The sequence below is a fragment of the Enterobacter sp. ODB01 genome, assembly GCF_001623605.1.
GTDB classification, from domain to species: Bacteria; Pseudomonadota; Gammaproteobacteria; order Enterobacterales; family Enterobacteriaceae; genus Enterobacter; species Enterobacter kobei.
In genome coordinates this window covers 4382419-4406432 of record NZ_CP015227.1, presented here as the reverse complement: position 1 = coordinate 4406432, position 24014 = coordinate 4382419, and the positions used below count along the sequence as shown (strand labels likewise).

The window sequence follows — 24014 nt, the reverse complement described above, 5'->3', positions numbered from 1 at the left end:
CCGCACCGAAGCCGGAGCCCAGCCTCCGGCTTTTTTGTCTTTGATTGACGTATGTCAAGCAAGATGGGTATGGCGCAATCCGAAAAAAGCGGTATAATCCCGCGATTTTTTTGCGGATGCCACCTCAGAGGAGAAAGAGAATGAAGATTGTGGAAGTGAAACACCCACTCGTTAAACACAAGTTGGGCCTGATGCGTGAGCATGACATCAGCACGAAGCGTTTTCGCGAACTGGCTTCTGAAGTGGGCAGCCTGCTGACCTACGAAGCAACCTCTGATCTGGAAACGGAAAAAGTCACCATCGAAGGCTGGAACGGCCCGGTGCAGGTTGAGCAGATCAAAGGGAAGAAAATTACCGTCGTGCCTATCCTGCGTGCCGGTCTGGGTATGATGGAAGGCGTGCTGGAGCACGTACCAAGCGCGCGCATCAGCGTGGTCGGTATCTACCGTAATGAAGAGACGCTGGAGCCGGTTCCTTACTTCCAGAAGCTGGTGTCCAACATCGACGAACGTATGGCGCTGGTGGTTGACCCTATGCTGGCGACCGGCGGTTCAATGATCGCCACCATTGACCTGCTGAAAAAAGCGGGCTGCAGCAGCATTAAGGTGCTGGTACTCGTTGCGGCACCGGAAGGGATCGCGGCGCTGGAAAAAGCGCACCCGGACGTTGAGCTGTACACCGCCTCTATCGACCAGGGTCTTAACGAGCACGGATACATCATCCCGGGGCTCGGCGATGCCGGCGATAAGATCTTTGGTACGAAATAAGCGAATAACGATAAAAAAGCCGACTTTGATAGTCGGCTTTTTTTTGAATAAAACACCAACAACAAAACTCAGAGGAAAACACTATGACGCGCCGTGCTATCGGGGTGAGTGAAAGACCGCCGCTTTTACAGACTATCCCGCTTAGTTTGCAGCACCTGTTCGCCATGTTTGGCGCAACCGTGCTGGTGCCAATCCTGTTTCACATTAACCCGGCTACCGTGCTGCTGTTCAACGGCATCGGTACGCTGATGTACCTCTTTATCTGTAAAGGCAAAATCCCGGCGTATCTCGGGTCGAGCTTCGCCTTTATCTCTCCGGTGCTATTGCTGCTGCCGCTGGGTTATGAAGTGGCGCTGGGCGGCTTTATCATGTGTGGCGTACTGTTCTGCCTGGTCTCCTTCATTGTGAAGAAAGCCGGTACCGGCTGGCTGGACGTGATGTTCCCCCCTGCGGCGATGGGCGCAATCGTTGCCGTCATCGGTCTCGAACTGGCGGGCGTGGCGGCGAATATGGCCGGTCTGCTGCCTGCGGACGGGCAATCGCCGGATTCTAAAACCATCATTATCTCGATGGTGACGCTGGGCGTGACGGTGTTTGGCTCCGTGCTGTTCCGCGGCTTTATGGCGATTATCCCGATCCTGATCGGCGTGCTGGCGGGCTATGCGCTCTCCTTCGTGATGGGCGTGGTGGATACCACACCGATTGCCGAGGCGCACTGGTTCGCGCTGCCAACCTTCTACACCCCGCGCTTCGAGTGGTTTGCTATCTTCACCATTCTGCCCGCCGCACTGGTCGTGATTGCGGAGCACGTCGGCCACCTGGTGGTAACGGCGAACATCGTAAAGCGTGATTTAATCCGCGACCCGGGTCTGCACCGCTCCATGTTTGCGAACGGTTTCTCCACCATCATCTCCGGTTTCTTCGGATCCACGCCAAACACCACGTACGGTGAGAACATCGGCGTGATGGCAATCACCCGCGTCTACAGCACCTGGGTTATTGGCGGCGCGGCGATTATTGCCATTCTGCTCTCCTGCGTGGGCAAGCTGGCGGCAGCGATTCAGATCATCCCGGTGCCGGTCATGGGCGGCGTCTCGCTGCTGCTGTACGGGGTAATCGGTGCCTCCGGGATTCGCGTGCTGATTGAATCGAAAGTGGATTACAGCAAAGCGCAGAACCTGATCCTCACCTCGGTCATTCTGATTATCGGCGTGAGCGGTGCGAAGGTGCACATCGGTGCGGCCGAGCTGAAAGGCATGGCGCTGGCGACCATCGTCGGCGTGGGCCTGAGCCTGATTTTCAAGCTGATCTCGGTGATCCGCCCGGAAGAGGTGGTCCTGGACGCTGACGAAAGCGAAAAAGCGCCACATTGATCCTTTAACCGGGTGGACGATCCGCCCGGTTCTCTCCTTGCTGGTTCCGTGTTAAACTCCGTTCCGATTTTACGTAAGATCTGGTTGAGGTACTTCTGAACGGACCGGCACAGCTCTCTCTGCCACTCTATCTCCCTGACGATGAAACTTTTGCGAGTTTCTGGCCGGGTGATAACCCCTCTTTACTGGCTGCACTGCAAAACGTGCTGCGCCAGGAGCACAGCGGATACATCTATATCTGGTCACGCGAAGGCGCGGGGCGCAGCCACCTGTTGCATGCCGCCTGCGCGGAGCTTTCGGCGCGCGGTGATGCGGTAGGCTATGTGCCGCTGGATAAACGTACCTGGTTCGTGCCTGACGTGCTGGAGGGAATGGAACATCTCTCCCTGGTCTGCATCGATAATATCGAATGCGTGGCGGGGGATGAGCCGTGGGAAATGGCGATCTTTAACCTCTATAACCGCATTCTGGAGTCGGGCAAAACCCGACTGCTGATCACCGGCGATCGTCCACCGCGCCAGCTCAATCTTGGGTTGCCGGATCTGGCGTCACGTCTGGACTGGGGGCAAATCTACAAGCTCCAGCCGCTGTCGGATGAAGATAAGCTTCAGGCATTACAGCTGCGCGCAAAGCAGCGTGGCTTTGAGCTGCCGGAAGACGTGGGCCGTTTCCTGCTCAAGCGCCTGGACAGGGAAATGCGCACCCTGTTCGATACGCTCGATCAGCTCGATCGCGCTTCCATTACCGCCCAGCGCAAGCTGACCATTCCGTTTGTGAAAGATATCCTTAAGCTTTGAGTTTTTTGCCGGGTGGCGGCTGCGCTTACCGGGCCTACAGGTGCTCTTTGTAGGCCGGGTAAGGCGCAGCCGCCACCCGGCTAAAGATCCCCCATCAGGTGTTCAACCAGAAGCGGAATCGGCCGTCCTGATGCCACGCTCCGTCCACCTTCACGCCACAGCGCCGTGCCGCTGATATCCAGATGCGCCCACGGAATGGTTGGCGGGCAGAAGTGATGCAGCAACCACGCCGCCGAGGCGCTTATCGCCGCATTGTTGGTTGGCGTGTTGCACAGATCGGCGATGGCGCTGTCGGTCTGCTTTTTCAACCGCGCATCCAGCGGCAGGGACCACACTTCGTCGCCACTCTGTTTCCCTGCCTGCGTCAGCGCACTGCGCAGCGGTTCATCCTGCGTCATTAGCCCGCTTAGCTCATACCCCAGCGCCTTCACGACTGCACCGGTTAAGGTCGCCATATCAATAATATAGCGCGTCTGCGGATGCCGCTGGCTGGCCCAGGCGATGGCATCCGCCAGCACCAGTCGACCTTCAGCATCGGTATTGTTGATTTCAACCGTGGTGCCGTTGCAGGCTGTTGCCACCGTGCCGGGCTGCATGGCATTGGGGCCGATGGCATTTTCTGCCAGTGCCAGCACGCCCATGATGCGTACGGGTAATCCCAGCTCTGCCACGGTGAGCATCAGCCCCAGCACGTTAGCCGCCCCACACATGTCATATTTCATGGTGTACATGCCCGCACCTTCTTTCAGCCACAGACCGCCGGTATCAAAGGTGATGCCTTTTCCCACATAGCAGCGCACCGGGCCGTCGTGAGTGCCATCATAATGCATCGCCAGCAGACGTGGCGGGCAGCTCGCCCCTTTGCCCACGGCGTGCAGTAGACCCAGGCCGTGCTCAACAATCTCTTTTTCGTTGAGCACTTCGCAGCGCAGGGCGGGGAAGAGGGCGCAGAGCTTTAGTGCCTCTTCTACCACAAACTGCGGCGTACACCGGTCAGAGGGGATATCCGCCAGACGTCGTGCCGCGACCATGCCGTGCGCGATAGCCTGCTGCTGGCGGAAAACCCCCTCCAGCTTCGCCTGTTGTTCCGGCAGGCAGAGGGCGGTGATATGCGCAATACGGACGTCATCGTCGGTTTTCTTTAGCTGCAAATCGCTTAGCCGGTGCGCCTGATTAAAGAGAAAACGCAGCACTTGCGCCAGCACGACGTCGTCGATATTTGTCACGTCCAGCATCACATCGGGACTCACGGGTGAGGCCAGCAGCGGGCGCAGCGCCGTGAGCAATCCTTCTGTCAGGCTATCGTGCCAGAGCGCATCAGCGAGCAGCGTGATCCGGGCAAAAGGGGCGCAGCCAAAGCGGGCGTCAGCGATGCCGCTGGACTCGCGCATTTCCGCGATAAGCGCAGTTTGCGGCAAATGCGCACAGGCGGTGCGGGCGATGAAATGGCTTTGCGGCTTTGCGTCGGAAAGTGCGGTAATGAGTTGATATGTAATCATCATGACTCCTCAATCGGGGCGCGGATCCGCGCGGCATAGGCCTGCATCCATTCATCGTCTACCGCGTGATAATGCGTTTTTTCCCGCAGACGCTCTGTGCGATAAACGGTGAGAGGCTGTCGAGCCGTTGCCACCACAAACGAAAAGGTTTTGATATTCGTCGCGGCGCCGAACTCGCCCTTGTTATTCATGCACACCACGGAGAGATCGCCCGCGCGACCGAAGCGCGACATCAGCTTATCTTCCAGCTCGAACACCACTGAATCTGCGGCCTGCTGCGGCGACATGCCTTGCGCCATCCGGCGAACGATTTCGTAGCTGGTGCAGCCTTTCATCAGATCTTCACCGACGCCCGTGGCGGTAGCGGCACCGGTTTCGCTGTCGCAGTAAAAGCCGGAGCCGATAATGGGGGAATCCCCAATGCGGCCGCGTTTTTTCATAAACAGGCCGCTGGTGGAGGTGGCGACGCTCATGGAACCCTGCTTATCAAGACCGATAATGCCGACGGTATCGTGTCCGTCGTACGGACTTAAGCCTTTATCCAGCGTCTCGCGGCAGCGCTTGCGGTAGTGCTGCATGGCGCGCTCCGTGAGCATGGTTTTGTCGGCAAAGCCCTGGCTCAGTGCCCATTCACGTGCGCCCTGGCCGACCAGCAGGCTGTTGTAGCGCTGGCGGCTCAGCGCGTGCGCCACGCGCACCGGATTGGCGATATCCACCAGATTTCCTACGGCACCGAACGCCAGCGTGTCGCCGTCCATGTACGCCGCATCCAGCTCGACATCGCCGTTTTCGGTAGGCAGCCCGCCATAGCCGACGGATTTATACAGCGGGAAGTCTTCCACGGCAGCGACGGCATCCACCACCGCTGCTGAGACCGGTTTTCCCGCCGCCAGGGCAGATGCAGATTCCGTTACGCCTTCAAGCGCCATTCGCCAGGTTGCGATAATTCCCCACATGCTTTACTCCTGTTTTGCAAGGGTGGTGTCAGTTTGCGTGACCGTGCTCAGCTCCGCAGCACGGTACTGTTTGTCCACGATACGCATGAAAGGCAGGTACAACATGGCGCCAATCAGCAGGTTGATAAGCTGCATCACGCTGCCGCTCAGGTGCCCGGTAACGATAAAACCGCTGATGACCGGTGGCAGCGTCCAGGGGATAAACACCCCGGTGGTGACGGCGACCGCGCCAATTTTCATCGCCGCATACTGCACGGTAACCAGCACCAGCGGCACCAGGTTGAACGGAATAAGCATGATCGGGTTCATGATCACTGGCAGGCCAAACAGGATCGGCTCGTTAATGTTAAACACCGACGCCCCCGCGCCGAGGCGCGCCACTTCGCGCATGTTTTTACTGCGGGCGAAAATCAGCATCGCAATCACCAGCGACAGCGTGGCGCCCGCCCCCCCCATCCAGATCATGTCAAAAAACTGTTCAGTAATAATGTGCGGCGGAGTCGTGCCCGCCTGAATGGCGGCGATGTTATCGGTCTGGTTTTCCATCCACAGCGGACGAATGATGCCGTTGATCATCGAGCCGGAGTTAATCCCCACTGACCACAGAATAGTGATGCTGAATACGGTCATCAGCGCGCCAAAGTAAGAGGTGCCGTAGTGGCGTACCGGCGTGGCGACCACCTCGTAAATGAACTGATGGATGGTGTTGTAGTGGGTATTTTCGAAGATGATGCGGATACCCAGCACCAGTATCATGACCAGCAGGGCCGGGATCAGCGCCGCGAAGGACTCCTGCACCGCAGGCGGCACGCCGTCCGGCATTTTAATGACCAGATTTTTGCGCTTCAGCCAGCAGAACAGTTCCGTCCATAGCAGCGAACCGATCATCGCCACAAACAGCCCCTTGCTGCCAATCCACTCTACCGGTATGACGGTAATGCCGCCGTTTTCCGCCACTTTGATAAACGGCGTCAGGATTAAAAATGCGACCAATGCCAGGATGCCGCAGGAGATACGGTCCTCGCCATAGTGTTCGGCCAGGCGGAAGGCGACCAGGAAGCTGATAAACAGCGACATGGTGGAGAAGACCGCATTGAACGGAATTTCGATAATCGCGCTCCAGCTCTCACCAAAGGCCTGAGACATAAACTGCTGATAGGTTTGATTCGGGAACGACGAGATGACGAGCAGAATGGAGCCGACGATGATAAATGGCATGAATGAAACGTAGGCACCACGAATGGCCCCGAGATGGCGCTGCTGGGCCGTTTTCGCCGCCAGCGGCATCAGTTTTGCTTCAAGAAATCCCAGAACATTGTTCATTGTGAACTCCGTACAAGATTGAGGGGTGTTGTTTATGTTATGTCTGTGGATTATCAGTGAAGCGCGGTGAGCGAAAGGTGAAATCGGTCACAAAGCAATCGCTTGTATAATATAAATCTCATCAGATTAGTTTCAGGAGGATTGGAATGGAAATCAAACTGCACGCCAATGCCACCACCACGCCGCGCATCCGCCGCTACCTTCAGCAGTCTGATAAAAGCGACCGGGAACTGGCCGTTGAGCTGGGGATCTCGGTCACTACCGTCAGGCGCTGGCGCAACCGCGATCGGGTTTCGGATAACCACACTACGCCAAAAGTGATACACAAAGCGCTGAGACAAGAGCAGGTTGCACTGGTTAATGCCCTGCGCGACATATCAGGTGCGCCATTAGATGAATTGCTGCAGATAGTTAACGACATCCTGGGCATCCCCGTCTCACGGGCAACGCTGAGTCGCTATCTCAAACCGGCACCCGCGAAACAAAAAGGGGCTTCGTTGCAGGGAAAAAAGGCGCTGAAAGCTGGCATCAGGCCGCATACGCTGCTGCTGTATCATCAGCCTTTGTCGCTGCATATGGATGATGGGGGCGAACAACACCTGCTCTGGGCGCGCGAACCGGTGAGCGGCTGGTGTTATGCCCGGCTCTATGCGGGTCTTTCACCGCAGTTGCTCACTACCTGGACGCGCGCGCTGCTGGAGGCCTGCCCCGCTGATATACAATCTGTTGAGACTTTCGGTTTTGAACCGACGCTGCCTGCACAAGACGTTGTTGTTAACGCTCATCCACACAAGCACAATGCGCTGCAGGTGGCGCTACCGCTCCGGGATATTATTCCGCGAGTGAATGATGCACCGGCTGGAGAGGTCGTTATCACGCTATGCGAGTTTTATAACCGGGGTAAAACGCAGAAAAAACTGGGAGAAAGTACGCCGCAGGCGTTTCTGGAAGCGCTGCGGCGTAAGGACTAGAGGATGTCGAGGACATCTTCCGGCGGACGGCCGATACGTGCTTTACCGTTTGCCACCACAATCGGGCGCTCAATCAGCTTTGGATTCTCAACCATCGCCTGAATCAGCTGGTCTTCGCTGAGGTACGTGTCGTCCAGATTCAGTGACTTATACAGATCTTCTTTCTGGCGCATCAGTTCGCGCGCGCTGCCCATTCCCAGCATGTGCAGCAGCTGACGAAGCGTCTGCGCGTCCGGCGGTGTGTCGAGATACAACACCACGTCAGGGTCGATACCGTTAGACTTCAGCAGGCTGAGCGTGTCGCGGCTCTTAGAGCAGCGAGGGTTATGATAAATTTTTACCGCGTCTGTCATGACTTCTCCTTGGTTACATCTTCTCGTACGGCTTAAAGCGTTGTTGCAGACTACGCAGCTGGTCGATACGCGCGTCGTAGCGGGCCTGTTGCAGGCTGCCGAGTTTGACCTGCGAGCTGGCACTGCTCAACAAGGAAATCGCCTGATCGAGGCGACCCGCCAGCGCCAGGCCTTCAGCACGCGCGGCCAGCTCCTGATCGCGGTTACCCAGTTGCCCCTGGGCCTGGGCGAGCAATTCCCAGCCGTTCTGGTCATCTTTATTGTTAAAGGTATAGCGGTTCAGGATGGTCACAGCCTCCGCTGGCTGACCGCCCTGTAAGTAAGCGTTAGCCAGGTTTAGCTGTAGCACCGGGTTGGTGCGTATGTCTTTCGCCCCTTTCAGGCGGTTAATCGCATCGGTGGTTTTCTTCTGCCCCAGATCGATATCCGTCGAGAGATCGAGATACCATGGGTTATTCGGATCTGCGGCCAGCAGGGGCTGCAGCGCTTTACGCGCGTCGTCGTATTTGCTGGCTTCCATCGCCTGTAATGCCTGGCCATACTGTGCGGCGTTTTTTTCACGCACGTTGCCTTTCGCCAGGGTGTCCAGCAGATCGCTGGTAAGCTGGTTACGCCCGGAGTTGTACATGCCGAGCGTTCTCACTTTCGCCATGTAGAAGTCCTGAGACGACTGCACGACGACCGGGCGCATCTGGTTGGCACGGTTACGCGCGTCCGACAAACGGCTTTCCGGTAACGGGTGGGTGAGTAAAATTTCCGGTGGACGGGAAGAGTAACGTGCCTGATCGAGCAGTTTTTCCAGGAAGCTCGGCATGGCCTGCGGGTCAAAGCCCGAACGCTGTAAAACCTGAATGCCGATACGGTCCGCTTCCTGTTCGTTTTGCTGGGTGAAGCTGATCATCCCCTGACGCGTTCCGGCCAGCGTACCGGTCAGTGCCGCCATCCCCGCCTGTGGGCTGGCCATTGCGAGCAGAATAGAACCCAGCGCGCCCACCCAGGTGAGCGGGGCATTGCGCTTCTGGTCTTCCATTGCACGCGCCAGGTGGCGCTGGGTGACGTGTGAAATTTCGTGCGCCATCACTGAAGCCAGCTGGCTTTCGTTGTCAGAGTAGCGAAATAATGCCGAATGCAGCACCACGTTCCCGCCAAAGAAGGCGAAGGCGTTAATTTCGTCGTTATTGATTAAATAGAAATGGAAGGGCGTTTTGACCGAGTCGGCGTGCGCCACCAGACGCATCCCCAGCCCGTTAATATACTGTACCAGCAAAGGATCGTTAATCAGCGGGGCGCTGCCGCGCAGCTGGCGAACATAGTAATCGCCCATTTGCATCTCTTGCCCGATAGAGAGCGTGCTTCCTGCTGTGGTGCCCATGTCCGGCAATGAGTCGGACGAGTCAGCGAAAGCGGGCAACACCTGACCGACCGTCACTGCGGCAATCAGTGTTGCAACCAGTGTTTTTCTCAACTGCCTGAACATAACCACTGTCCTGTATGTTGGATGTGCTAATTTGACCGATGAACCGCCATATCGTTCATCTCTGCTGCCCTGCGAGTGTAGCTGTGTTACAGCATGAAGAAAATCCCATTCATCAGGCTTTTGCGGATTGTGACAGGGATACAAAAAGCGAAAGTCTTTTTTGTGACAGTTAGATACAATTCACCGTCTCACTCCCGCCATTCGATTCAGGGAAGGGTTGTATGCTCGAAATGTTAATGCAGTGGTACCGGCGTCGGTTCAGTGACCCGGAAGCCATTGCTTTGTTGGTTATTCTGGTTGCCGGGTTCGGTATTCTGTTCTTCTTCAGCGGCCTTCTCGCGCCTCTCCTGGTGGCGATTGTGCTGGCGTATCTGCTGGAGTGGCCAACGGCGCGCCTGGAACATATCGGTTGTTCTCGTCGCTGGGCGGCAAGCATCGTCCTGGTGCTGTTTGTCGGCATTCTGCTGTTGATGGCCTTCGTGGTGATGCCCGTGGCCTGGCAGCAGGGGATCTACCTGATCCGCGATATGCCCGGCATGTTGAATAAGCTCTCTGATTTCGCCGCCACCCTGCCGCGCCGTTATCCCGCGTTGATGGACGCCGGTATCATCGACGCGATGGCGGAAAACATGCGTGCCCGCATCATGACGATGGGCGACTCGGTGGTGAAATATTCGCTGGCCTCACTGGTGGGGCTGCTCACTCTGGCCGTTTACCTCGTGCTCGTGCCGCTGATGGTTTTCTTCCTGGTCAAAGATAAAGACCAGATGCTTAACGCCGTGCGGCGTATTTTGCCGCGCAACCGCGGGCTGGCGGGGCAGGTCTGGGAAGAGATGAACCAGCAGATCACTAACTACATTCGCGGCAAGGTGCTGGAGATGATGGTGGTGGGGGTAGCAACCTGGATTGGTTTCGTGATCTTCGGCCTCAACTACTCGCTGCTGCTGGCCGTGCTGGTGGGATTCTCGGTCCTGATTCCGTACATCGGCGCGTTTGTGGTCACCATTCCGGTGGTGGGCGTCGCGCTGTTCCAGTTTGGTCTGGGGACGGAGTTCTGGAGCTGCTTCGCGGTGTACCTGATTATTCAGGGGCTTGACGGGAACCTGCTGGTACCGGTGCTGTTCTCCGAAGCGGTAAACCTGCATCCGCTGGTGATTATCTTATCCGTGGTAATTTTCGGCGGGCTGTGGGGGTTCTGGGGCGTGTTCTTTGCGATTCCGCTGGCCACGCTGATTAAAGCGGTGGTGCACGCATGGCCGGATGTACCGGCGGTGGAAGAGAAGTAGATTTTGTGCGGGCTGATGCCCTCACCCCAACCCTCTCCCACGGGAGAGGGAGCAAACATTAAAAAAGGCAACTGACGTTGCCTTTTTGCTGTTGATCAGGCGTTTGCTTTCAGCCAGTTCAACACCACGTCGTGGTGATTACTGGTTTTGAAGTCGTCAAACACATGTTCAACTTTACCGTCAGCGTCAATCAGGAAGCTGATGCGGTGAATGCCGTCATAGGTTTTACCCATAAACGTTTTCTCACCCCAGACGCCAAACTGCTCGCAAACCTGGTGGTCTTCGTCGGAAAGGAGCGTAAAGTTCAGCAGCTCTTTTTCCGCAAATCGTGACAGCTTTTCTGGTTTATCGGTGCTGATACCCAGCACTTCCACACCGACTTTTTTCAAGTCGTCCATGTTATCGCGTAAGCCGCAGGCCTGTACGGTGCAGCCGGGGGTCATGGCTTTCGGGTAGAAATAGACCAGAACACGCTGTCCCTGGAAGTCGGTCAAATTTACTTGCTCACCGTCTTGATCCGGTAAGCTAAATTTCGGTGCGATGTCACCGGCTTTCAGTGGATTCATTACTCAACTCCATCCTGTTCGTGCTGCGAATAATTGACGACGCTTATACTGCCCTGCGCGTTTAATTCTGTACAGAGGGCTTTGAACGCTTGCTCGATATTTGACGCATCCTGTGAGGCAGGGCTGTGTGCAGTGATTTGAATAAAGAGCGTGGGAACGGTGCTCTCGTCGCCCGGTTGCGTGCGGGAAACGAGCTCGGCAATGTTCATCTGATGGCTGTCGAACAGCGCGGTAAAACGCTCGATCAGATGCGGGGAATCAGTGACTTCAACCTGCACCCAGACGGTAGCGGGCATGGCCGGGCGCGGGCGCGCGGTAGTGCGTTTCATCACGATCAGCAAATCCAGCTCCGCGCCTTTCAGCGGCAGGGTGGATTCAATAAGGGTAATGGCATTCCATGTTCCGGACAGCAGCATGATAAACGTGAACTCTTCGCCGAGCATTGCCAGACGGCTGTCTTCGATATTACAGCCGCAGCTGCTCACGTGACGGGTGATGGTGTTCACGATACCCGGCCTGTCGGCACCCAGCGCAGTGATAACCAGGTAATGTTGTGATGAGGTTGTCAAACCTGTTCTTCCTTTGCATGGTTAAGTCTTCCTAAGGAAAGCATAAAAAAAACATGCATACAACCGCCTGAGGGCCTCAGGTCGCTTGCTTTTATTACAGTTCCAAACGTACCATTGAGGCTCTTGTTCGCACAGAGGATGGCTCATGTTCACGGGAAGTATTGTCGCGCTTGTAACACCGATGGATGAAAAAGGTAACGTCTGCCGGTCTAGCATGAAGAAGCTGATTGATTACCATGTCGCCAATGGAACCTCGGCGATCGTTTCGGTAGGGACTACCGGTGAATCTGCAACGCTGAGCCACGAAGAGCATGGCGATGTGGTTATGCTGACCCTGGAGCTGGCTGACGGACGTATTCCGGTCATCGCGGGGACAGGCGCTAATGCAACCGCAGAAGCGATCAGCCTGACCAAACGTTTTAATGACAGCGGCATCGTAGGCTGTCTGACGGTGACCCCTTATTACAACCGTCCTACCCAGGAAGGTTTGTTCCAGCACTTCAAAGCCATCGCTGAACATACTGACTTGCCACAAATTCTGTATAATGTGCCGTCCCGTACTGGCTGCGATATGCTGCCGGAAACCGTTGGTCGTCTCTCGGAAGTAAAAAATATTATCGGTATTAAAGAGGCGACAGGGAACTTAAGCCGCGTTCATCAGATCAAAGAGCTGGTTTCAGACGACTTTATCCTGTTGAGTGGTGATGATGCGACCGCGCTGGACTTTATGCAGCTCGGTGGTCATGGCGTGATCTCCGTAACGTCAAACGTTGCGGCGCGCGATATGGCTGAAATGTGCAAACTGGCCGCAGCCGGTCACTTTGATGAGGCACGCGTCATTAACCAGCGCCTGATGCCGCTGCACAATAAATTATTTGTCGAACCCAATCCGATCCCCGTGAAATGGGCGTGTAAGGAGTTGGGACTTGTAGCATCCGATACGCTGCGTTTGCCAATGACACCGATTACCGACCACGGTCGCGACATCGTCAGGGCAGCGCTGAAGCATGCCGGTTTGCTGTAAAGTTTAGGGAGATTTGATGGCTTATTCAGTACAGAAGTCGCGCCTGGCGAAGGTTGCGAGTGTTTCGCTTGTTATGCTGCTCGCTGCCTGTAGTTCAGACTCGCGCTACAAGCGCCAGGTGAGCGGTGATGAATCCTATCTGGATGCGACCCCGCTTGCTGAACTTCATGCACCGGCTGGTATGATCCTGCCGATTCAGAACGGCGATTATAATATCCCCGTCACCAATGGCAGTGGTCTGGTGGGTAAAGCGCTTGATATTCGTCCACCAGCTCAGCCTCTGGCGCTGGTCAGCGGAGCGCGTACCCAGTTCACCGGTGATACGGCGTCTCTGCTGGTTGAAAGCGCGCGCGGAAGCAATCTGTGGCCACAGGTGGTGAGCGTTATTCAGGCGAAGAACTACACCATTGATAAACGCGATGACGCCAGCCAGACCTTAACCACCGACTGGATCGAGTGGAACCGGCTGGATGAAGATCAGCAGTACCGTGGACGTTATCAAGTCTCCGTTAAACCACAGGGTTATCAGCAGGCGGTTAACGTTAAGCTGTTAAACCTGGAGCAGGCGGGCAAACCGGTTGCGGATGCCGCCTCCCTGCAGCGTTACAGCACTGAAATGCTGAACGTGATTGCCGCGGGTCTGGATAAGACTGCGACTGATGCCGCAAATGCGGCGCAGAGCCGTAACGGCGTCACCTTCGACGTTCAGAGCGGTGCGGACGATACCGGCCTGCCAATGTTGGTGGTGCGTGCACCGTTTAACCAGACCTGGCAGCGTCTGCCAGCGACGCTGGAAAAAGTGGGCATGAAAGTGACCGACAGCACCCGTTCAACCGGTAGCATGACGGCAACCTATAAGCCACTGTCCGACAGTGCATGGCTGGAGCTGGGCGCCAAAGATCCTCAGCTTGCCTCCGGTGATTACAAGATTCAGGTAGGCGACCTTGATAACCGCAGTAGTCTGCAGTTTATCGATCCAAAAGGTCACACGCTGACCCAGTCGCAGAACGATGCGCTGGTCGCTGTCTTCCAGGCAGCATTCAGCAAATAAATACGAGGGCGGGTTAATCCCGCCCTTTTTATTTTCGTGCTACGCAAACGTGTGCGTGGCATAATATGCCCAGTTTTGAACACAAATCATCACACCAGGAGTAATGAAGATGCAGAAGCAAGCTGAGTTGTATCGTGGCAAAGCGAAGACCGTATACAGCACGGAAAACCCGGATCTGTTGGTGCTCGAGTTCCGCAATGATACGTCAGCAGGGGATGGCGCGCGCATTGAGCAGTTCGATCGTAAAGGCATGGTGAACAACAAGTTCAACCACTTCATTATGACCAAACTGGCCGAAGCGGGTATCCCGACTCAGATGGAAGCGTTGCTGTCCGATACGGAATGTCTGGTGAAAAAACTGGATATGGTTCCGGTTGAGTGCGTTATTCGTAACCGTGCAGCGGGCTCCCTGGTGAAGCGTCTGGGTATTGAAGAAGGTATCGAACTGAATCCACCGCTGTTCGACCTGTTCCTGAAAAACGATGCCATGCACGATCCGATGGTCAATGATTCCTACTGCGAAACCTTCGGCTGGGTCAATAAAGAGAACCTGGCGCGCATGAAAGAGCTGACCTACAAAGCCAACGACGTGCTGAAAAAGCTGTTTGACGATGCGGGCCTGATCCTCGTCGACTTCAAGCTGGAGTTCGGTCTGTTCAAAGGCGAAGTGGTGCTGGGTGATGAGTTCTCCCCGGACGGTAGCCGCCTGTGGGACAAAGAAACCCTGGATAAAATGGACAAAGACCGTTTCCGTCAGAGCATGGGTGGCCTGATTGAAGCCTATGAAGCGGTTGCTCACCGTTTAGGCGTTAAGCTCGACTAACTCCCTCACTTGCCAAAGGATGTTTGCATCCTTTGGCGTCTTACCTTTGTTTCCTATGGTAATCTTGCCGTTAACCGCCTACGATCATAGCTATTATTAATGGAATAGTTCGAGGTGGTTATGCGCTGGCAAGGGCGTCGTGAAAGTGACAATGTAGAAGACAGGCGCAGTGATGGCGGCGGCGGTCCTTCAATGGGGGGACCCGGCTTTCGGCTACCCAGCGGCAAGGGCGGTATCATCCTGCTGATTGTGGTGCTGGTCGCTGGCTATTACGGGGTCGACCTCACCGGTTTGATGACCGGTCAGCCGCTGCAACAGCAACCACAGTCTCCGCGCTCCATCAGCCCGAACGAAGATGAAGCGGCCAAATTTACCTCCGTTATTCTCGCGACCACTGAAGATACATGGGGTCAGCAGTTCGAGAAGATGGGGCGCACCTATCAGCAGCCGAAACTGGTGATGTACCGGGGCGCAACCCGTACCGGATGTGGTACCGGTCAATCTGTGATGGGGCCGTTCTACTGCCCGGCAGATGGCACCGTCTATATCGATCTCTCTTTTTACGATGACATGAAACGCAAGCTTGGCGCTGACGGTGATTTTGCCCAGGGCTACGTTATCGCGCATGAAGTCGGGCACCATGTGCAGAAGCTGCTGGGCATTGAGCCAAAAGTGCGTCAGCTACAGCAAAATGCGTCTCAGGCTGAAGTGAATCGTCTTTCCGTCAAGATGGAACTGCAGGCGGACTGCTTCGCAGGCGTCTGGGGGCACAGCATGCAGCAGCAGGGCGTACTGGAATCCGGCGATCTTGAAGAGGCATTAAACGCGGCGCAGGCCATCGGCGATGACCGTCTTCAGCAGCAAAGCCAGGGACGTGTCGTACCGGACAGCTTCACTCACGGTACGTCGCAACAGCGTTACAGCTGGTTTAAACGCGGTTTTGACAGCGGTGATCCTGCCCAGTGTAATACCTTCGGCAAAGCCATGTGATGGTGTCGTTTGCACATCTGATACGCGAGCTTGAGCGAACCGGGCACCGCCGTCTGGTGGTGCTCACGGGCGATGAGCCGTGGACGCTGAGCCAGGCCACCGCCCTGCGTGATGCTTTACCGGGAGACTGGCTGTGGCTGAATGAAAACCCGTCTAAAGCCATCGGCGGACTGTTGGGACGCGAATACCTGCATGCTGTGTTTGACGCGCATGCCGGGTTTGACGTCTCCGCATTCGCCGCACTCAGCGGAACGTTGCGCGCCGGGAGCCTCCTCGTACTGCGAGTACCACCGTTCTCTGGCTGGGCCGACAGGCCAGACAGCGATTCTGTGCGCTGGAGTGACAGCGCAGAGCCGATCGCTACCCCGCACTTTGTTCACCATTTTTGCCGGACGCTTGCCGCCGATACGGATGCGATCGTCTGGCAACAGCATCATCCCCTGACGCTTCCCGCTGCGCCAGATTTACCCGTCTGGCAGCCCGCCAGCGGTGAGCCGCAGCGTGAGCAGGCGGCGATCCTCGACGCGCTTTTGGTCATGCCTGCGGGCATCGCTGCCGTGACGGCACCTCGCGGACGCGGAAAGTCAGCGCTGGCGGGGATGCTGCTGGGCAGCATCCAGGGGAGTGCGGTGGTGACGGCCCCGGCGAAAGGCGCAGCGGATGTCATCGCGCGTTTCGCGGGCGAGCGTTTTCACTTTATGGCACCCGATGCGCTGCTGGACTCCACGCTGCAGGCCGACTGGCTGATTGTCGATGAAGCGGCAGCCATCCCAGGCCCGCTGCTGGAGAAGCTGGTGACACGCTTTCCCCGCGTATTACTGACCACTACGGTTCAGGGTTACGAAGGGACGGGCAGGGGATTTCTGCTGAAGTTCTGCGCCCGATTCAGTGGGTTGCAGCGTTATACCTTATCCACCCCCATTCGCTGGGCGGCCGGATGTCCGCTTGAACGGATCGTGGCGAATACGCTGCTGTTTGACGATGCGCTTATCGACCACAAACCGGAAGGTGAGGTGTCTGTAAGGTCTCTGGAGCCACAAGAGTGGGAGAGCGACCCGGCACGAGTGGCAAGCGTTTATGAACTGCTCTGTGCTGCCCACTACCGGACCTCACCGCTCGATTTACGCCGGATGATGGACGCCCCCGGCCAGCACTTTGCTGTTGCGGACGCGGGGGCTAATATTGCGGGCGCGATCTGGCTGGTGGACGAGGGCGGATTATCCCCCGAACTCAGCCGGGCGGTGTGGGCGGGCTCTCGTCGTCCACGCGGGAACCTTGTGGCGCAGTCGCTGGCGGCGCACGGCGGAACGCCTCTTGCGGCGACGCTGAAAGGCCGACGGATTAGCCGCATTGCGGTTCATCCCCGTCGTCAGCGGGAAGGCATCGGTCAGCGGCTGATCCTGAACGCCAGCGGTGAAGATTATCTCTCCGTGAGTTTTGGTTATACCGACGAGTTGTGGCGTTTCTGGCAGCGGTGCGGGTTTGTGCTGGTGCGAATGGGCAGCCATCGGGAAGCCAGCAGCGGGTGTTACACGGCGATGGCGCTGCTGCCGCAGAGCGAAGCCGGGCATCAACTGTGTATGCAGGCACATCGGCGTTTATGCCGCGATATGCGCGTCCTGTCGGCCTGGAATGGCGAAAAGATCCCGGTGACTGATGCCTGGGAAGCTACCCTTAATAGTGACGACTGGCTGGAGCTGGCGGGGTTTGCTTTTGCGCACCGGGCGTTTTCAACCTCGGTAGCCGCGCTGACGCGGTTGCTGTTAGCCACAGATATGTCGCTTCCGGCGCTGCGCGGGAAAATCGAGGGGAGAAGCGAAGCGGTCGGGCGAAAAGCGTTACTGGCAAAGCTTCGCGAAGAAACCGCGCAAGCGCTTGAGAGCCTTGATTATTCGCGCTGTCAGCAGTTGAAAGCAGACATTTTGCAATGGCAATTTTTTCAATGACTTCTTCAGTAAAGTGGCATGGTCATTACCCCGCAGAGGCGTAAAATCCTGCTCATCAATTAAGGAGACCGCCATGAAACACGACCATTTTGTTGTTCAAAGCCCTGACAAACCGGCTAAACAGTTACTGCTTCTGTTTCATGGTGTTGGCGATAATGCCGTCAATATGGGGCAGATTGGTAGCTGGTTTGCGCCTGTTTTCCCTGAAGCATTGATTGTCAGCATCGGCGGCGTAGAACCGTGTGGTCCGAACGGACGACAGTGGTTCCCGGTTCAGGGCGTGACGGAGGAGAACCGTCAGGCGCGCATTGATGCCATCATGCCCACGTTTATCGACATCGTACGCTACTGGCAGCAGCAGAGCGGCGTGGGTGCTGACGCGACCGCGCTGATTGGCTTCTCGCAGGGATCTATCATGTCCCTGGAAAGTGTGAAAGCGCAGCCGGGTCTGGTTTCACGGGTGATCGCGTTTAACGGCCGCTTTGCGACGCTGCCGACGAGTGCGACCACGCAGACCACGATCCATCTGATCCACGGTGGTGAAGACCGGGTCATTGAGCTTTCACATGCGGTTGCCGCTCATGAAGCATTGATTCGTGAAGGTGGGGATGTGACGCTGGATATCGTTGACGATCTGGGCCATGCGATTGACGACCGCAGCATGCAATTCGCGCTCGATCATCTGCGTTATACCGTGCCGAAGCACTACTTTGATGAAGCGCTCAGCGGCGGCAATCCGAATGACGATAATATTGTTGAGTTTATGTAGGCACTTTCCCCCTCACCCCCAGTTCCTCTCCCCACAGGGGCGAGGGTTAGGGGGAGGGGTGAGATTAACAATTACTTCTTCTGGTCTTTCTTCGGCCAGTCGTCGTCATCGTCCCACTTGTCGTTAAAATCGCGGTGTGGCGGGAGATCCGGCTTGTTCGCAAGAAACTTTTTGTGGTCAACGCGCTTAAGGTCTTTAATCACGTTGAGCAGTACGCCGACCAGAAACACCAGCACCAGAATCCACCAGTACTTTGAAAGCCAATCCATTCGCTATTCCTCTCAGAGCATTCGTCAGGCGACGAGTTGCTCCATAATACGTTGATACATACGAGCCAGCAGTTGCAAATCTGCCGCATTAACACACTCATTTATTTTATGAATGGTTGCGTTTACTGGCCCCAGTTCGACAACCTGAGCTCCCATACGGGCGATAAAGCGTCCGTCTGAAGTGCCACCCGTTGTCAGCAGTTGTGGCTTAATTTCATTATAGTGCTCGATGGCGTTCACTACCGCATCAACCAGTTTGCCGCGCTGCGTCAGGAACGGCTGGCCGGAAAGCCACCAGTCCACGGTGTAGCGCAGGTCATATTTTTCCAGCAGCGCGACAACGCGCGCTTTGATCATCTCATCGGTCAGTTCGGTGCTGAAGCGGAAGTTGAACTGGACGAAGAAGTCCCCCGGGATCACATTGTTGCTGCCGGTCCCGGCCTTGACGTTAGCAATCTGCATGCTGGTCGGGGGGAAGAACTCGTTACCTTTATCCCACTCAATCGCCACCAGTTCGCTCAGCATTGGCGCAGCGCGATGAACGGGGTTATCGGCCAGATGTGGATAAGCAACGTGTCCCTGAACGCCGTGAATGGTCAGGTTACAGGTCAGTGAGCCACGGCGACCGTTTTTCACGACATCGCCCACCACTTCGGTACTGGACGGCTCGCCGACCAGACAGTAGTCGAGACGCTCGTTGCGCGCCATCAGCGCTTCAACCACCTTCACGGTACCGTTATGGGCGCTGGCTTCTTCGTCGGAGGTGACCAAAAACGCGATCCGGTTTTTGTGGTTCGGATGCTGAGCCACAAAGCGTTCAGCCGCGACCACCATCGCCGCCAGCGAGCCTTTCATGTCTGCCGCGCCGCGGCCAAAGAGCATGCCATCGCGGATGGTCGGTTCAAACGGCGGGTTAATCCAGCGATCTGCGTCACCTGCGGGAACGACGTCAGTATGCCCGGCAAACGCCAGCGTTTCACCCTGGCCGCGCCACGCCCAGAAGTTCTGAGTATCGCCAAAATCCATGCGTTCAACGGTAAAACCGATGGCACGCAGGCGCTCAATCATTAATGCCTGACAACCTGCGTCGTCCGGGCTAAGGGAAGGACGGCGAATAAGCTGTTGAGTCAGCTCAATGACCGGGCATGACATACACTACACCTCAACGAAAAAGTCAGAATAAAGGGTTTCACTGAAACCCAGCAGCATAGGCTGACCTGGCTTGCAGAGCAATGGGCGTTTGATAATTGCCGGCATTTCACGCATCAGTTTTGCCGCGCTGTCGGCATCAACGATGCTGGCGCGCAGGGATTCGTCCAGTTTACGCCAGGTGGTACCGCGGGTGTTAAGCAGTGCCTCCCAGCCCAGTTCATTGATGGCGTTATGCAGAAAATCTGCATCAAGCCCATCGGCACGGTAATCGTGGAAGCGGTACTCGATGTGGTTCGCTTCCAGCCAGCGGCGGGCTTTTTTGATGGTGTCGCAATTTTTAATGCCGTACATCACAACCATGGTGAATCCTTTTGTCCTTATGACCATTAAATGTTCAATAAATTCGAAGATATATCCTTAAGCAGAATATAACACATTCAGGAATACTCTGGATTTACACGTCTGCTTAATTCAACGCACATCTGTACGCTGAATATTCTTTCATCATTTAAGCATAGATGCCCACCGGGTATAAATTGCTAACAAACTCAGCGGGTAAAATAAAGCTCACCCGTTCGTAGGGTTATTTCAAAATATTGCTGGCCGTCACACAAAATTTAAGATTCTCCATTCATATTTATCATAAATCCCCAACGGTGGCGGGGTACAATCACAGCAATTGGTTAAATAGTCTTCACAATGATGATACGTTTTCGTAGAATGCGCATAATAATAAGAGAGGTTGTTATGATTGAACGTGAACTGGGGAACTGGAAAGATTTTATCGAAGGTATGCTTCGTAAATGACATTCAGTAAGAATTGCAAGAGCACTTAAATAAGTAAAATAATCATAGTGTGAATTAATCACACAATAAAAAGGCGGCTGATAAAGCCGCCTTTTTTATGGCTGAATGTTATTCCTGCCGCTCTCTGAGCGGGAAGCGACGACGCACCAGCACAAAGAACAGCGGCACGAAATAAATGGCCAGGATGGTGGCCGAAATCATGCCCCCCATTACCCCGGTACCGACCGCGTGCTGGCTGCTGGAACCTGCACCCGTGCTGGTTGCCATTGGCAATACGCCAAAAATAAAGGCCAGCGAGGTCATCAGGATCGGGCGCAGTCGCTGACGGCAGGCATGTAGCGTGGCGGCCATCAGCTCGTGGCCTTTGGCATTCATCTCGTTGGCAAACTCAACGATCAGAATGGCGTTTTTCGCCGACAAGCCGATCACCGTCAGCAGCCCGACCTGGAAGTAAACATCGTTTTCCAGGCCGCGCATCCAGGTTGCCAGCAGCGCACCGATAACCCCAAGCGGTACCACCAGCATGACCGAGAACGGAACCGACCAGCTCTCATATAGCGCGGCAAGGCAGAGGAACACCACCAGCAGAGAAAGGGCATAAAGCGCGGGGGCCTGCGCGCCGGAGAGACGTTCCTGGTAAGACATGGCCGTCCATTCCAGACCAAAACCGGCGGGCAGCTGTTGCACCAGTTTTTCCATGGTGTCCATGGCCGTGCCGGTACTTACGCCCGGCGCGGCTTCCCCGACGATTTCCACCGCAGAATAACCGTTATAGCGCTCCAGACGCGGCGAACCGCTCTCCCAGCGCGAGGTGGCAAACGCCGAGAAGGGAACCATCCCGCCGCTGTTATTGCGTACAAACCAGCGGTTAATATCATCCGGCAGCATGCGGTACGGCGCGGCGGACTGAACATATACTTTTTTGACGCGACCGCGATCCATAAAGTCGTTCACATAGCTCGAGCCCCACGCCGTTTGCAGGGTGTCGTTGATATCGTCGATGGAGACGCCCAGCGCCTGCGCCTTACGCTGGTCGATATCCACCTGAAGCTGCGGGCTGTCGTCCAGGCCGTTGTGGCGCACGCGGGTCAGGCCAGAATCATTACCTGCCAGCGCTAACAATTTGTCGCGTGCCGCCATCAGCGCATCGTGACCCGCGCCGGCGTGATCCTGCAGCTCCATATCAAACCCGGCAGAACTCCCCAGGCCGCTGATAGCTGGCGGACTGCTCGCAAAGACGCGCGCCTCTTTAATACGGGAAAAGGCTTTAGTGGCACGTTCAATGATGGCAAATGAGGTTCCCGTTTGGGTGTCCCGTTCATTCCAGTCTTTCAGACGGACAAACATACGGGCGACGTTCTGTCCGTTCCCGCCCGGGCCGGAGCCAACGGTCGAAAAGACCGACACAACGTTATCTTTCTCGTGGGTGAAGAAGTACTGCTCTACGTTTTGGACCACTTTCAGCGTCTGCTGCTGCGTTGAGCCGCTCGGGAGCTGCACCGAGGTGATGAACATCCCCCGGTCTTCCATCGGCAGGAACGAGGTGGGCAAATGCAGAAACAGCCACACCATGCCGCCCAGCAGTACAACGTAAATCATCATCCAGCGCAGGCTGCGGTGCAGCACTTTACCGACCGCAGATTCATACCGGGCGGCATTGCGGTTGAACATCCGGTTAAACCAGCCGAAGAACCCTTTCTGACCGTGATGTTCCCCTTTGTGCAGCGGCTTGAGGAGGGTGGCGCAAAGCGCAGGGGTGAGGATCAGGGCCACCAGTACGGAGAGCACCATTGCTGAGACGATGGTTATCGAGAACTGGCGGTAAATCGCGCCGGTCGTGCCGCCGAAGAAGGCCATCGGGATAAAGACCGCCGACAACACCATCGCAATGCCGACTAACGCCCCCTGAATTTGACCCATGGATTTTCGCGTGGCCTGGCGCGGGGAAAGACCTTCTTCGCTCATGATGCGCTCGACGTTTTCGACCACCACGATGGCATCATCCACCAGCAGGCCAATTGCCAGCACCATGGCAAACATCGTCAGGGTGTTAATGCTGTACCCGAACGCGTAAAGCACCGAAAAGGTACCCAGCAGCACCACGGGGACGGCAATAGTGGGGATCAGCGTGGCGCGGAAGTTTTGCAGGAACAGATACATGACCAGGAACACCAAGGCAATCGCTTCCAGCAGGGTCTTTACCACATCCTCAATCGAGGCTTTTACGAAGGAAGTGGTTTCATAGGCGACTTTATACTCCAGCCCGTGCGGGAAATACTGCGACAGCTCATCCAGACGGTCCAGCACCAGTTTCGCCGTCGCCATTTCATTTGCGCCGGAGGCCAGCTTAATTCCAAGGCCAGAGGCCGGGTTGCCGTTAAATCGGCTCAGGTAGTCGTATTTCTCAGCACCCATTTCCACCGTCGCCACATCGCTCAGACGCACTTCTGAGCCATCCTGATTCACGCGCAGGGTAATGTTGCGGAACTGGTCCGGTGTCTGAAGCAGGGATTGCGAATTAATGGTGGCGTTCAGGGCTTGTTTATCAACGGAAGGCGTTCCTCCCAGTTGCCCCACGGCAATTTGTGCATTCTGGGCTTTGATGGCATCCGTCACGTCGGTGGCCGTCATCTGATAGCTGTTCAGCTTGTTGGGATCGAGCCAGATACGCATGGAGTATTGTGAGCCGTAGGCGTCGATATCCCCCACGCCGTTAATACGGCTGAGCGGGTCCTGAATATTACTGGCGACGTAGTCCGCAATGTCCTGTTTATCCATTGAGCCATCGGTGGAGACAAACGCGATGGTCAAAATGTTGGTATCACCGGTTTTACGTACGGTAACGCCCTGGTTCTGCACCGCCTGGGGCAGCTTACGCATGGCCGACTGAAGCTGGTTTTGTACCTGCTGCACCGCTTCGTCCGGGTCGGTGCCCGCCTTAAAGCTCAGGGTAACCGTCGCTTGTCCCGTGGCGCTGCTTTGCGAAGACATGTACATCAGGTTATCCAGACCCGTCATGTTCTGCTCGATAACCTGCGTCACGGTGTTTTCCAGCGTTTGTGCGGAAGCGCCGGGGTAGTTTGCGGTGACACGCACATTAGGCGGTGCCAGATCGGGATATTGCTCAACAGGAAGAGAAGTAATCGCCAGGACACCTGTCAGACACAACAGGATGGCAAGCACCCAGGCAAAAATGGGGCGATCGATGAAAAAATTCGCCATGTAAAAGTGACCTCGTTTTGCTGC

At 56.0% G+C, this 24014-nt stretch carries 23 protein-coding genes; 12 read left to right on the top strand and 11 right to left on the bottom strand.

The window, feature by feature from the left end; all coding sequences use genetic code 11:
* The first annotated feature begins 140 nt into the window (after window positions 1-140).
* The 3 genes from upp to A4308_RS20930 all read left to right on the top strand — a co-directional run bounded on the left by upp (window position 141) and on the right by A4308_RS20930 (window position 2937).
* Window positions 141-767, top strand: coding sequence for a uracil phosphoribosyltransferase (gene upp / locus A4308_RS20940; RefSeq protein ID WP_008501641.1), 627 nt, complete (start codon window positions 141-143; stop codon window positions 765-767).
* An 83-nt stretch (window positions 768-850) separates the two neighbouring features.
* Window positions 851-2140: a uracil permease gene (gene uraA, locus A4308_RS20935; protein ID WP_023337593.1), complete on the top strand. Its 1290-nt coding sequence runs from the start codon at window positions 851-853 to the stop codon at window positions 2138-2140.
* Window positions 2141-2235: 95 nt separating this feature from the next.
* On the top strand, window positions 2236-2937 hold the full coding sequence (locus A4308_RS20930; RefSeq protein ID WP_213014348.1) for a DnaA inactivator Hda: 702 nt from the start codon (window positions 2236-2238) through the stop codon (window positions 2935-2937).
* Between the two features lie 80 nt (window positions 2938-3017).
* Here the strand turns inward: A4308_RS20930 and A4308_RS20925 are convergent, their stop codons facing one another.
* From A4308_RS20925 to celB, 3 genes are read right to left on the bottom strand one after another with little or no spacing between them, the layout of a single operon-like run.
* Window positions 3018-4436 carry a leucyl aminopeptidase family protein gene (locus A4308_RS20925; RefSeq protein WP_045281132.1) on the bottom strand — a complete coding sequence of 473 codons (1419 nt, stop codon included), beginning with the start codon at window positions 4434-4436 and terminating at the stop codon, window positions 3018-3020.
* Complete coding sequence (locus tag A4308_RS20920) at window positions 4436-5392, bottom strand: N(4)-(beta-N-acetylglucosaminyl)-L-asparaginase (RefSeq protein ID WP_045281131.1); 957 nt, start codon at window positions 5390-5392, stop codon at window positions 4436-4438. The genes A4308_RS20925 and A4308_RS20920 overlap by 1 nt, the downstream gene beginning before the upstream one ends.
* A 3-nt stretch (window positions 5393-5395) precedes the next feature.
* Window positions 5396-6715 (bottom strand): PTS cellobiose transporter subunit IIC, encoded by a 1320-nt coding sequence (celB, locus tag A4308_RS20915; protein WP_023337590.1) that lies wholly within the window; start codon window positions 6713-6715, stop codon window positions 5396-5398.
* 146 nt (window positions 6716-6861) lie between these two features.
* On the opposite strand from celB, the gene A4308_RS20910 reads away from it, so the two are divergent.
* The gene (locus A4308_RS20910; protein WP_063308762.1) at window positions 6862-7686 is read left to right on the top strand and encodes a transcriptional regulator; all 825 of its coding nucleotides are present in this window, start codon (window positions 6862-6864) and stop codon (window positions 7684-7686) included.
* Here the strand turns inward: A4308_RS20910 and arsC are convergent.
* Complete coding sequence (gene arsC, locus A4308_RS20905) at window positions 7683-8039, bottom strand: arsenate reductase (glutaredoxin) (protein WP_045281130.1); 357 nt, start codon at window positions 8037-8039, stop codon at window positions 7683-7685. The two genes, A4308_RS20910 and arsC, sit on opposite strands and share 4 nt — an antisense overlap.
* 13 nt (window positions 8040-8052) lie before the next feature.
* Window positions 8053-9516, bottom strand: a complete 1464-nt coding sequence (gene bepA / locus A4308_RS20900; RefSeq protein ID WP_014884770.1) for a beta-barrel assembly-enhancing protease — start codon at window positions 9514-9516, stop codon at window positions 8053-8055.
* A gap of 221 nt (window positions 9517-9737) precedes the next feature.
* Here bepA and A4308_RS20895 point away from each other — a divergent pair, with 221 nt between their 5' ends.
* Window positions 9738-10802 carry an AI-2E family transporter gene (locus tag A4308_RS20895; protein ID WP_014884769.1) on the top strand — a complete coding sequence of 355 codons (1065 nt, stop codon included), beginning with the start codon at window positions 9738-9740 and terminating at the stop codon, window positions 10800-10802.
* Between the two features lie 95 nt (window positions 10803-10897).
* Here A4308_RS20895 and bcp read toward each other — a convergent pair whose 3' ends face one another.
* Together bcp and A4308_RS20885 are read right to left on the bottom strand one after the other, a co-directional pair.
* Window positions 10898-11368 (bottom strand): thioredoxin-dependent thiol peroxidase, encoded by a 471-nt coding sequence (gene bcp, locus A4308_RS20890; protein ID WP_014884768.1) that lies wholly within the window; start codon window positions 11366-11368, stop codon window positions 10898-10900.
* Entirely contained in the window at window positions 11368-11937 is a 570-nt protein-coding gene (locus tag A4308_RS20885; RefSeq protein ID WP_014884767.1) for a glycine cleavage system transcriptional repressor, read from the bottom strand. The genes bcp and A4308_RS20885 overlap by 1 nt, the downstream gene beginning before the upstream one ends.
* Before the next feature lie 145 nt (window positions 11938-12082).
* On the opposite strand from A4308_RS20885, the gene dapA reads away from it, so the two are divergent.
* From dapA to ypfH, 6 genes are all read left to right on the top strand, one after another.
* Window positions 12083-12961: a 4-hydroxy-tetrahydrodipicolinate synthase gene (gene dapA, locus A4308_RS20880; RefSeq protein ID WP_014884766.1), complete on the top strand. Its 879-nt coding sequence runs from the start codon at window positions 12083-12085 to the stop codon at window positions 12959-12961.
* 16 nt (window positions 12962-12977) lie between these two features.
* The gene (bamC, locus tag A4308_RS20875; protein ID WP_014884765.1) at window positions 12978-14012 is read left to right on the top strand and encodes an outer membrane protein assembly factor BamC; all 1035 of its coding nucleotides are present in this window, start codon (window positions 12978-12980) and stop codon (window positions 14010-14012) included.
* A 109-nt stretch (window positions 14013-14121) separates the two neighbouring features.
* Window positions 14122-14835 (top strand): phosphoribosylaminoimidazolesuccinocarboxamide synthase, encoded by a 714-nt coding sequence (gene purC, locus A4308_RS20870; RefSeq protein WP_045281129.1) that lies wholly within the window; start codon window positions 14122-14124, stop codon window positions 14833-14835.
* A 120-nt stretch (window positions 14836-14955) separates the two neighbouring features.
* On the top strand, window positions 14956-15825 hold the full coding sequence (gene ypfJ, locus A4308_RS20865; RefSeq protein ID WP_014884764.1) for a KPN_02809 family neutral zinc metallopeptidase: 870 nt from the start codon (window positions 14956-14958) through the stop codon (window positions 15823-15825).
* Window positions 15825-17771: a tRNA(Met) cytidine acetyltransferase TmcA gene (locus A4308_RS20860; protein ID WP_045281128.1), complete on the top strand. Its 1947-nt coding sequence runs from the start codon at window positions 15825-15827 to the stop codon at window positions 17769-17771. Before ypfJ ends, A4308_RS20860 begins: the two co-directional genes overlap by 1 nt.
* Before the next feature lie 73 nt (window positions 17772-17844).
* On the top strand, window positions 17845-18540 hold the full coding sequence (gene ypfH, locus A4308_RS20855) for an esterase (RefSeq protein ID WP_063308761.1): 696 nt from the start codon (window positions 17845-17847) through the stop codon (window positions 18538-18540).
* 71 nt (window positions 18541-18611) lie between these two features.
* On the opposite strand, the gene A4308_RS20850 is transcribed toward ypfH, so the two are convergent.
* Genes A4308_RS20850 through A4308_RS20840 form a run of 3 tightly spaced genes read right to left on the bottom strand, consistent with a single transcriptional unit; the run spans window position 18612 to window position 20321 of the window.
* A complete protein-coding gene (locus A4308_RS20850) occupies window positions 18612-18809 on the bottom strand; it encodes a YpfN family protein (protein WP_014171111.1) in 198 nt (65 codons plus the stop codon).
* 24 nt (window positions 18810-18833) lie between these two features.
* Window positions 18834-19961, bottom strand: a complete 1128-nt coding sequence (gene dapE / locus A4308_RS20845) for a succinyl-diaminopimelate desuccinylase (RefSeq protein ID WP_045281127.1) — start codon at window positions 19959-19961, stop codon at window positions 18834-18836.
* 3 nt (window positions 19962-19964) lie between these two features.
* A complete protein-coding gene (locus A4308_RS20840) occupies window positions 19965-20321 on the bottom strand; it encodes an ArsC family reductase (RefSeq protein ID WP_014884760.1) in 357 nt (118 codons plus the stop codon).
* 387 nt (window positions 20322-20708) lie between these two features.
* On the opposite strand from A4308_RS20840, the gene ypfM reads away from it, so the two are divergent.
* Window positions 20709-20768, top strand: a complete 60-nt coding sequence (ypfM, locus tag A4308_RS22610; RefSeq protein ID WP_015572204.1) for a protein YpfM — start codon at window positions 20709-20711, stop codon at window positions 20766-20768.
* Window positions 20769-20876: 108 nt separating this feature from the next.
* On the opposite strand, the gene acrD is transcribed toward ypfM, so the two are convergent.
* Window positions 20877-23990: a multidrug efflux RND transporter permease AcrD gene (gene acrD, locus A4308_RS20835; protein ID WP_014884759.1), complete on the bottom strand. Its 3114-nt coding sequence runs from the start codon at window positions 23988-23990 to the stop codon at window positions 20877-20879.
* Window positions 23991-24014: the final 24 nt, after the last annotated feature.

Excerpts from the sequence above, each read along its gene's own strand:
- upp (WP_008501641.1), top strand. The coding sequence starts at position 141 with ATGAAGATTGTGGAAGTGAAACACCCACTCGTTAAACACAAGTTGGGC.
- uraA (WP_023337593.1), top strand. The coding sequence starts at position 851 with ATGACGCGCCGTGCTATCGGGGTGAGTGAAAGACCGCCGCTTTTACAG.
- A4308_RS20925 (WP_045281132.1), bottom strand. The coding sequence starts at position 4,436 with ATGATTACATATCAACTCATTACCGCACTTTCCGACGCAAAGCCGCAA.
- A4308_RS20920 (WP_045281131.1), bottom strand. The coding sequence starts at position 5,392 with ATGTGGGGAATTATCGCAACCTGGCGAATGGCGCTTGAAGGCGTAACG.
- celB (WP_023337590.1), bottom strand. The coding sequence starts at position 6,715 with ATGAACAATGTTCTGGGATTTCTTGAAGCAAAACTGATGCCGCTGGCG.
- A4308_RS20910 (WP_063308762.1), top strand. The coding sequence starts at position 6,862 with ATGGAAATCAAACTGCACGCCAATGCCACCACCACGCCGCGCATCCGC.
- arsC (WP_045281130.1), bottom strand. The coding sequence starts at position 8,039 with ATGACAGACGCGGTAAAAATTTATCATAACCCTCGCTGCTCTAAGAGC.
- bepA (WP_014884770.1), bottom strand. The coding sequence starts at position 9,516 with ATGTTCAGGCAGTTGAGAAAAACACTGGTTGCAACACTGATTGCCGCA.
- A4308_RS20895 (WP_014884769.1), top strand. The coding sequence starts at position 9,738 with ATGCTCGAAATGTTAATGCAGTGGTACCGGCGTCGGTTCAGTGACCCG.
- bcp (WP_014884768.1), bottom strand. The coding sequence starts at position 11,368 with ATGAATCCACTGAAAGCCGGTGACATCGCACCGAAATTTAGCTTACCG.
- dapA (WP_014884766.1), top strand. The coding sequence starts at position 12,083 with ATGTTCACGGGAAGTATTGTCGCGCTTGTAACACCGATGGATGAAAAA.
- bamC (WP_014884765.1), top strand. The coding sequence starts at position 12,978 with ATGGCTTATTCAGTACAGAAGTCGCGCCTGGCGAAGGTTGCGAGTGTT.
- purC (WP_045281129.1), top strand. The coding sequence starts at position 14,122 with ATGCAGAAGCAAGCTGAGTTGTATCGTGGCAAAGCGAAGACCGTATAC.
- ypfJ (WP_014884764.1), top strand. The coding sequence starts at position 14,956 with ATGCGCTGGCAAGGGCGTCGTGAAAGTGACAATGTAGAAGACAGGCGC.
- A4308_RS20860 (WP_045281128.1), top strand. The coding sequence starts at position 15,825 with ATGGTGTCGTTTGCACATCTGATACGCGAGCTTGAGCGAACCGGGCAC.
- ypfH (WP_063308761.1), top strand. The coding sequence starts at position 17,845 with ATGAAACACGACCATTTTGTTGTTCAAAGCCCTGACAAACCGGCTAAA.
- A4308_RS20850 (WP_014171111.1), bottom strand. The coding sequence starts at position 18,809 with ATGGATTGGCTTTCAAAGTACTGGTGGATTCTGGTGCTGGTGTTTCTG.
- dapE (WP_045281127.1), bottom strand. The coding sequence starts at position 19,961 with ATGTCATGCCCGGTCATTGAGCTGACTCAACAGCTTATTCGCCGTCCT.
- A4308_RS20840 (WP_014884760.1), bottom strand. The coding sequence starts at position 20,321 with ATGGTTGTGATGTACGGCATTAAAAATTGCGACACCATCAAAAAAGCC.
- acrD (WP_014884759.1), bottom strand. The coding sequence starts at position 23,990 with ATGGCGAATTTTTTCATCGATCGCCCCATTTTTGCCTGGGTGCTTGCC.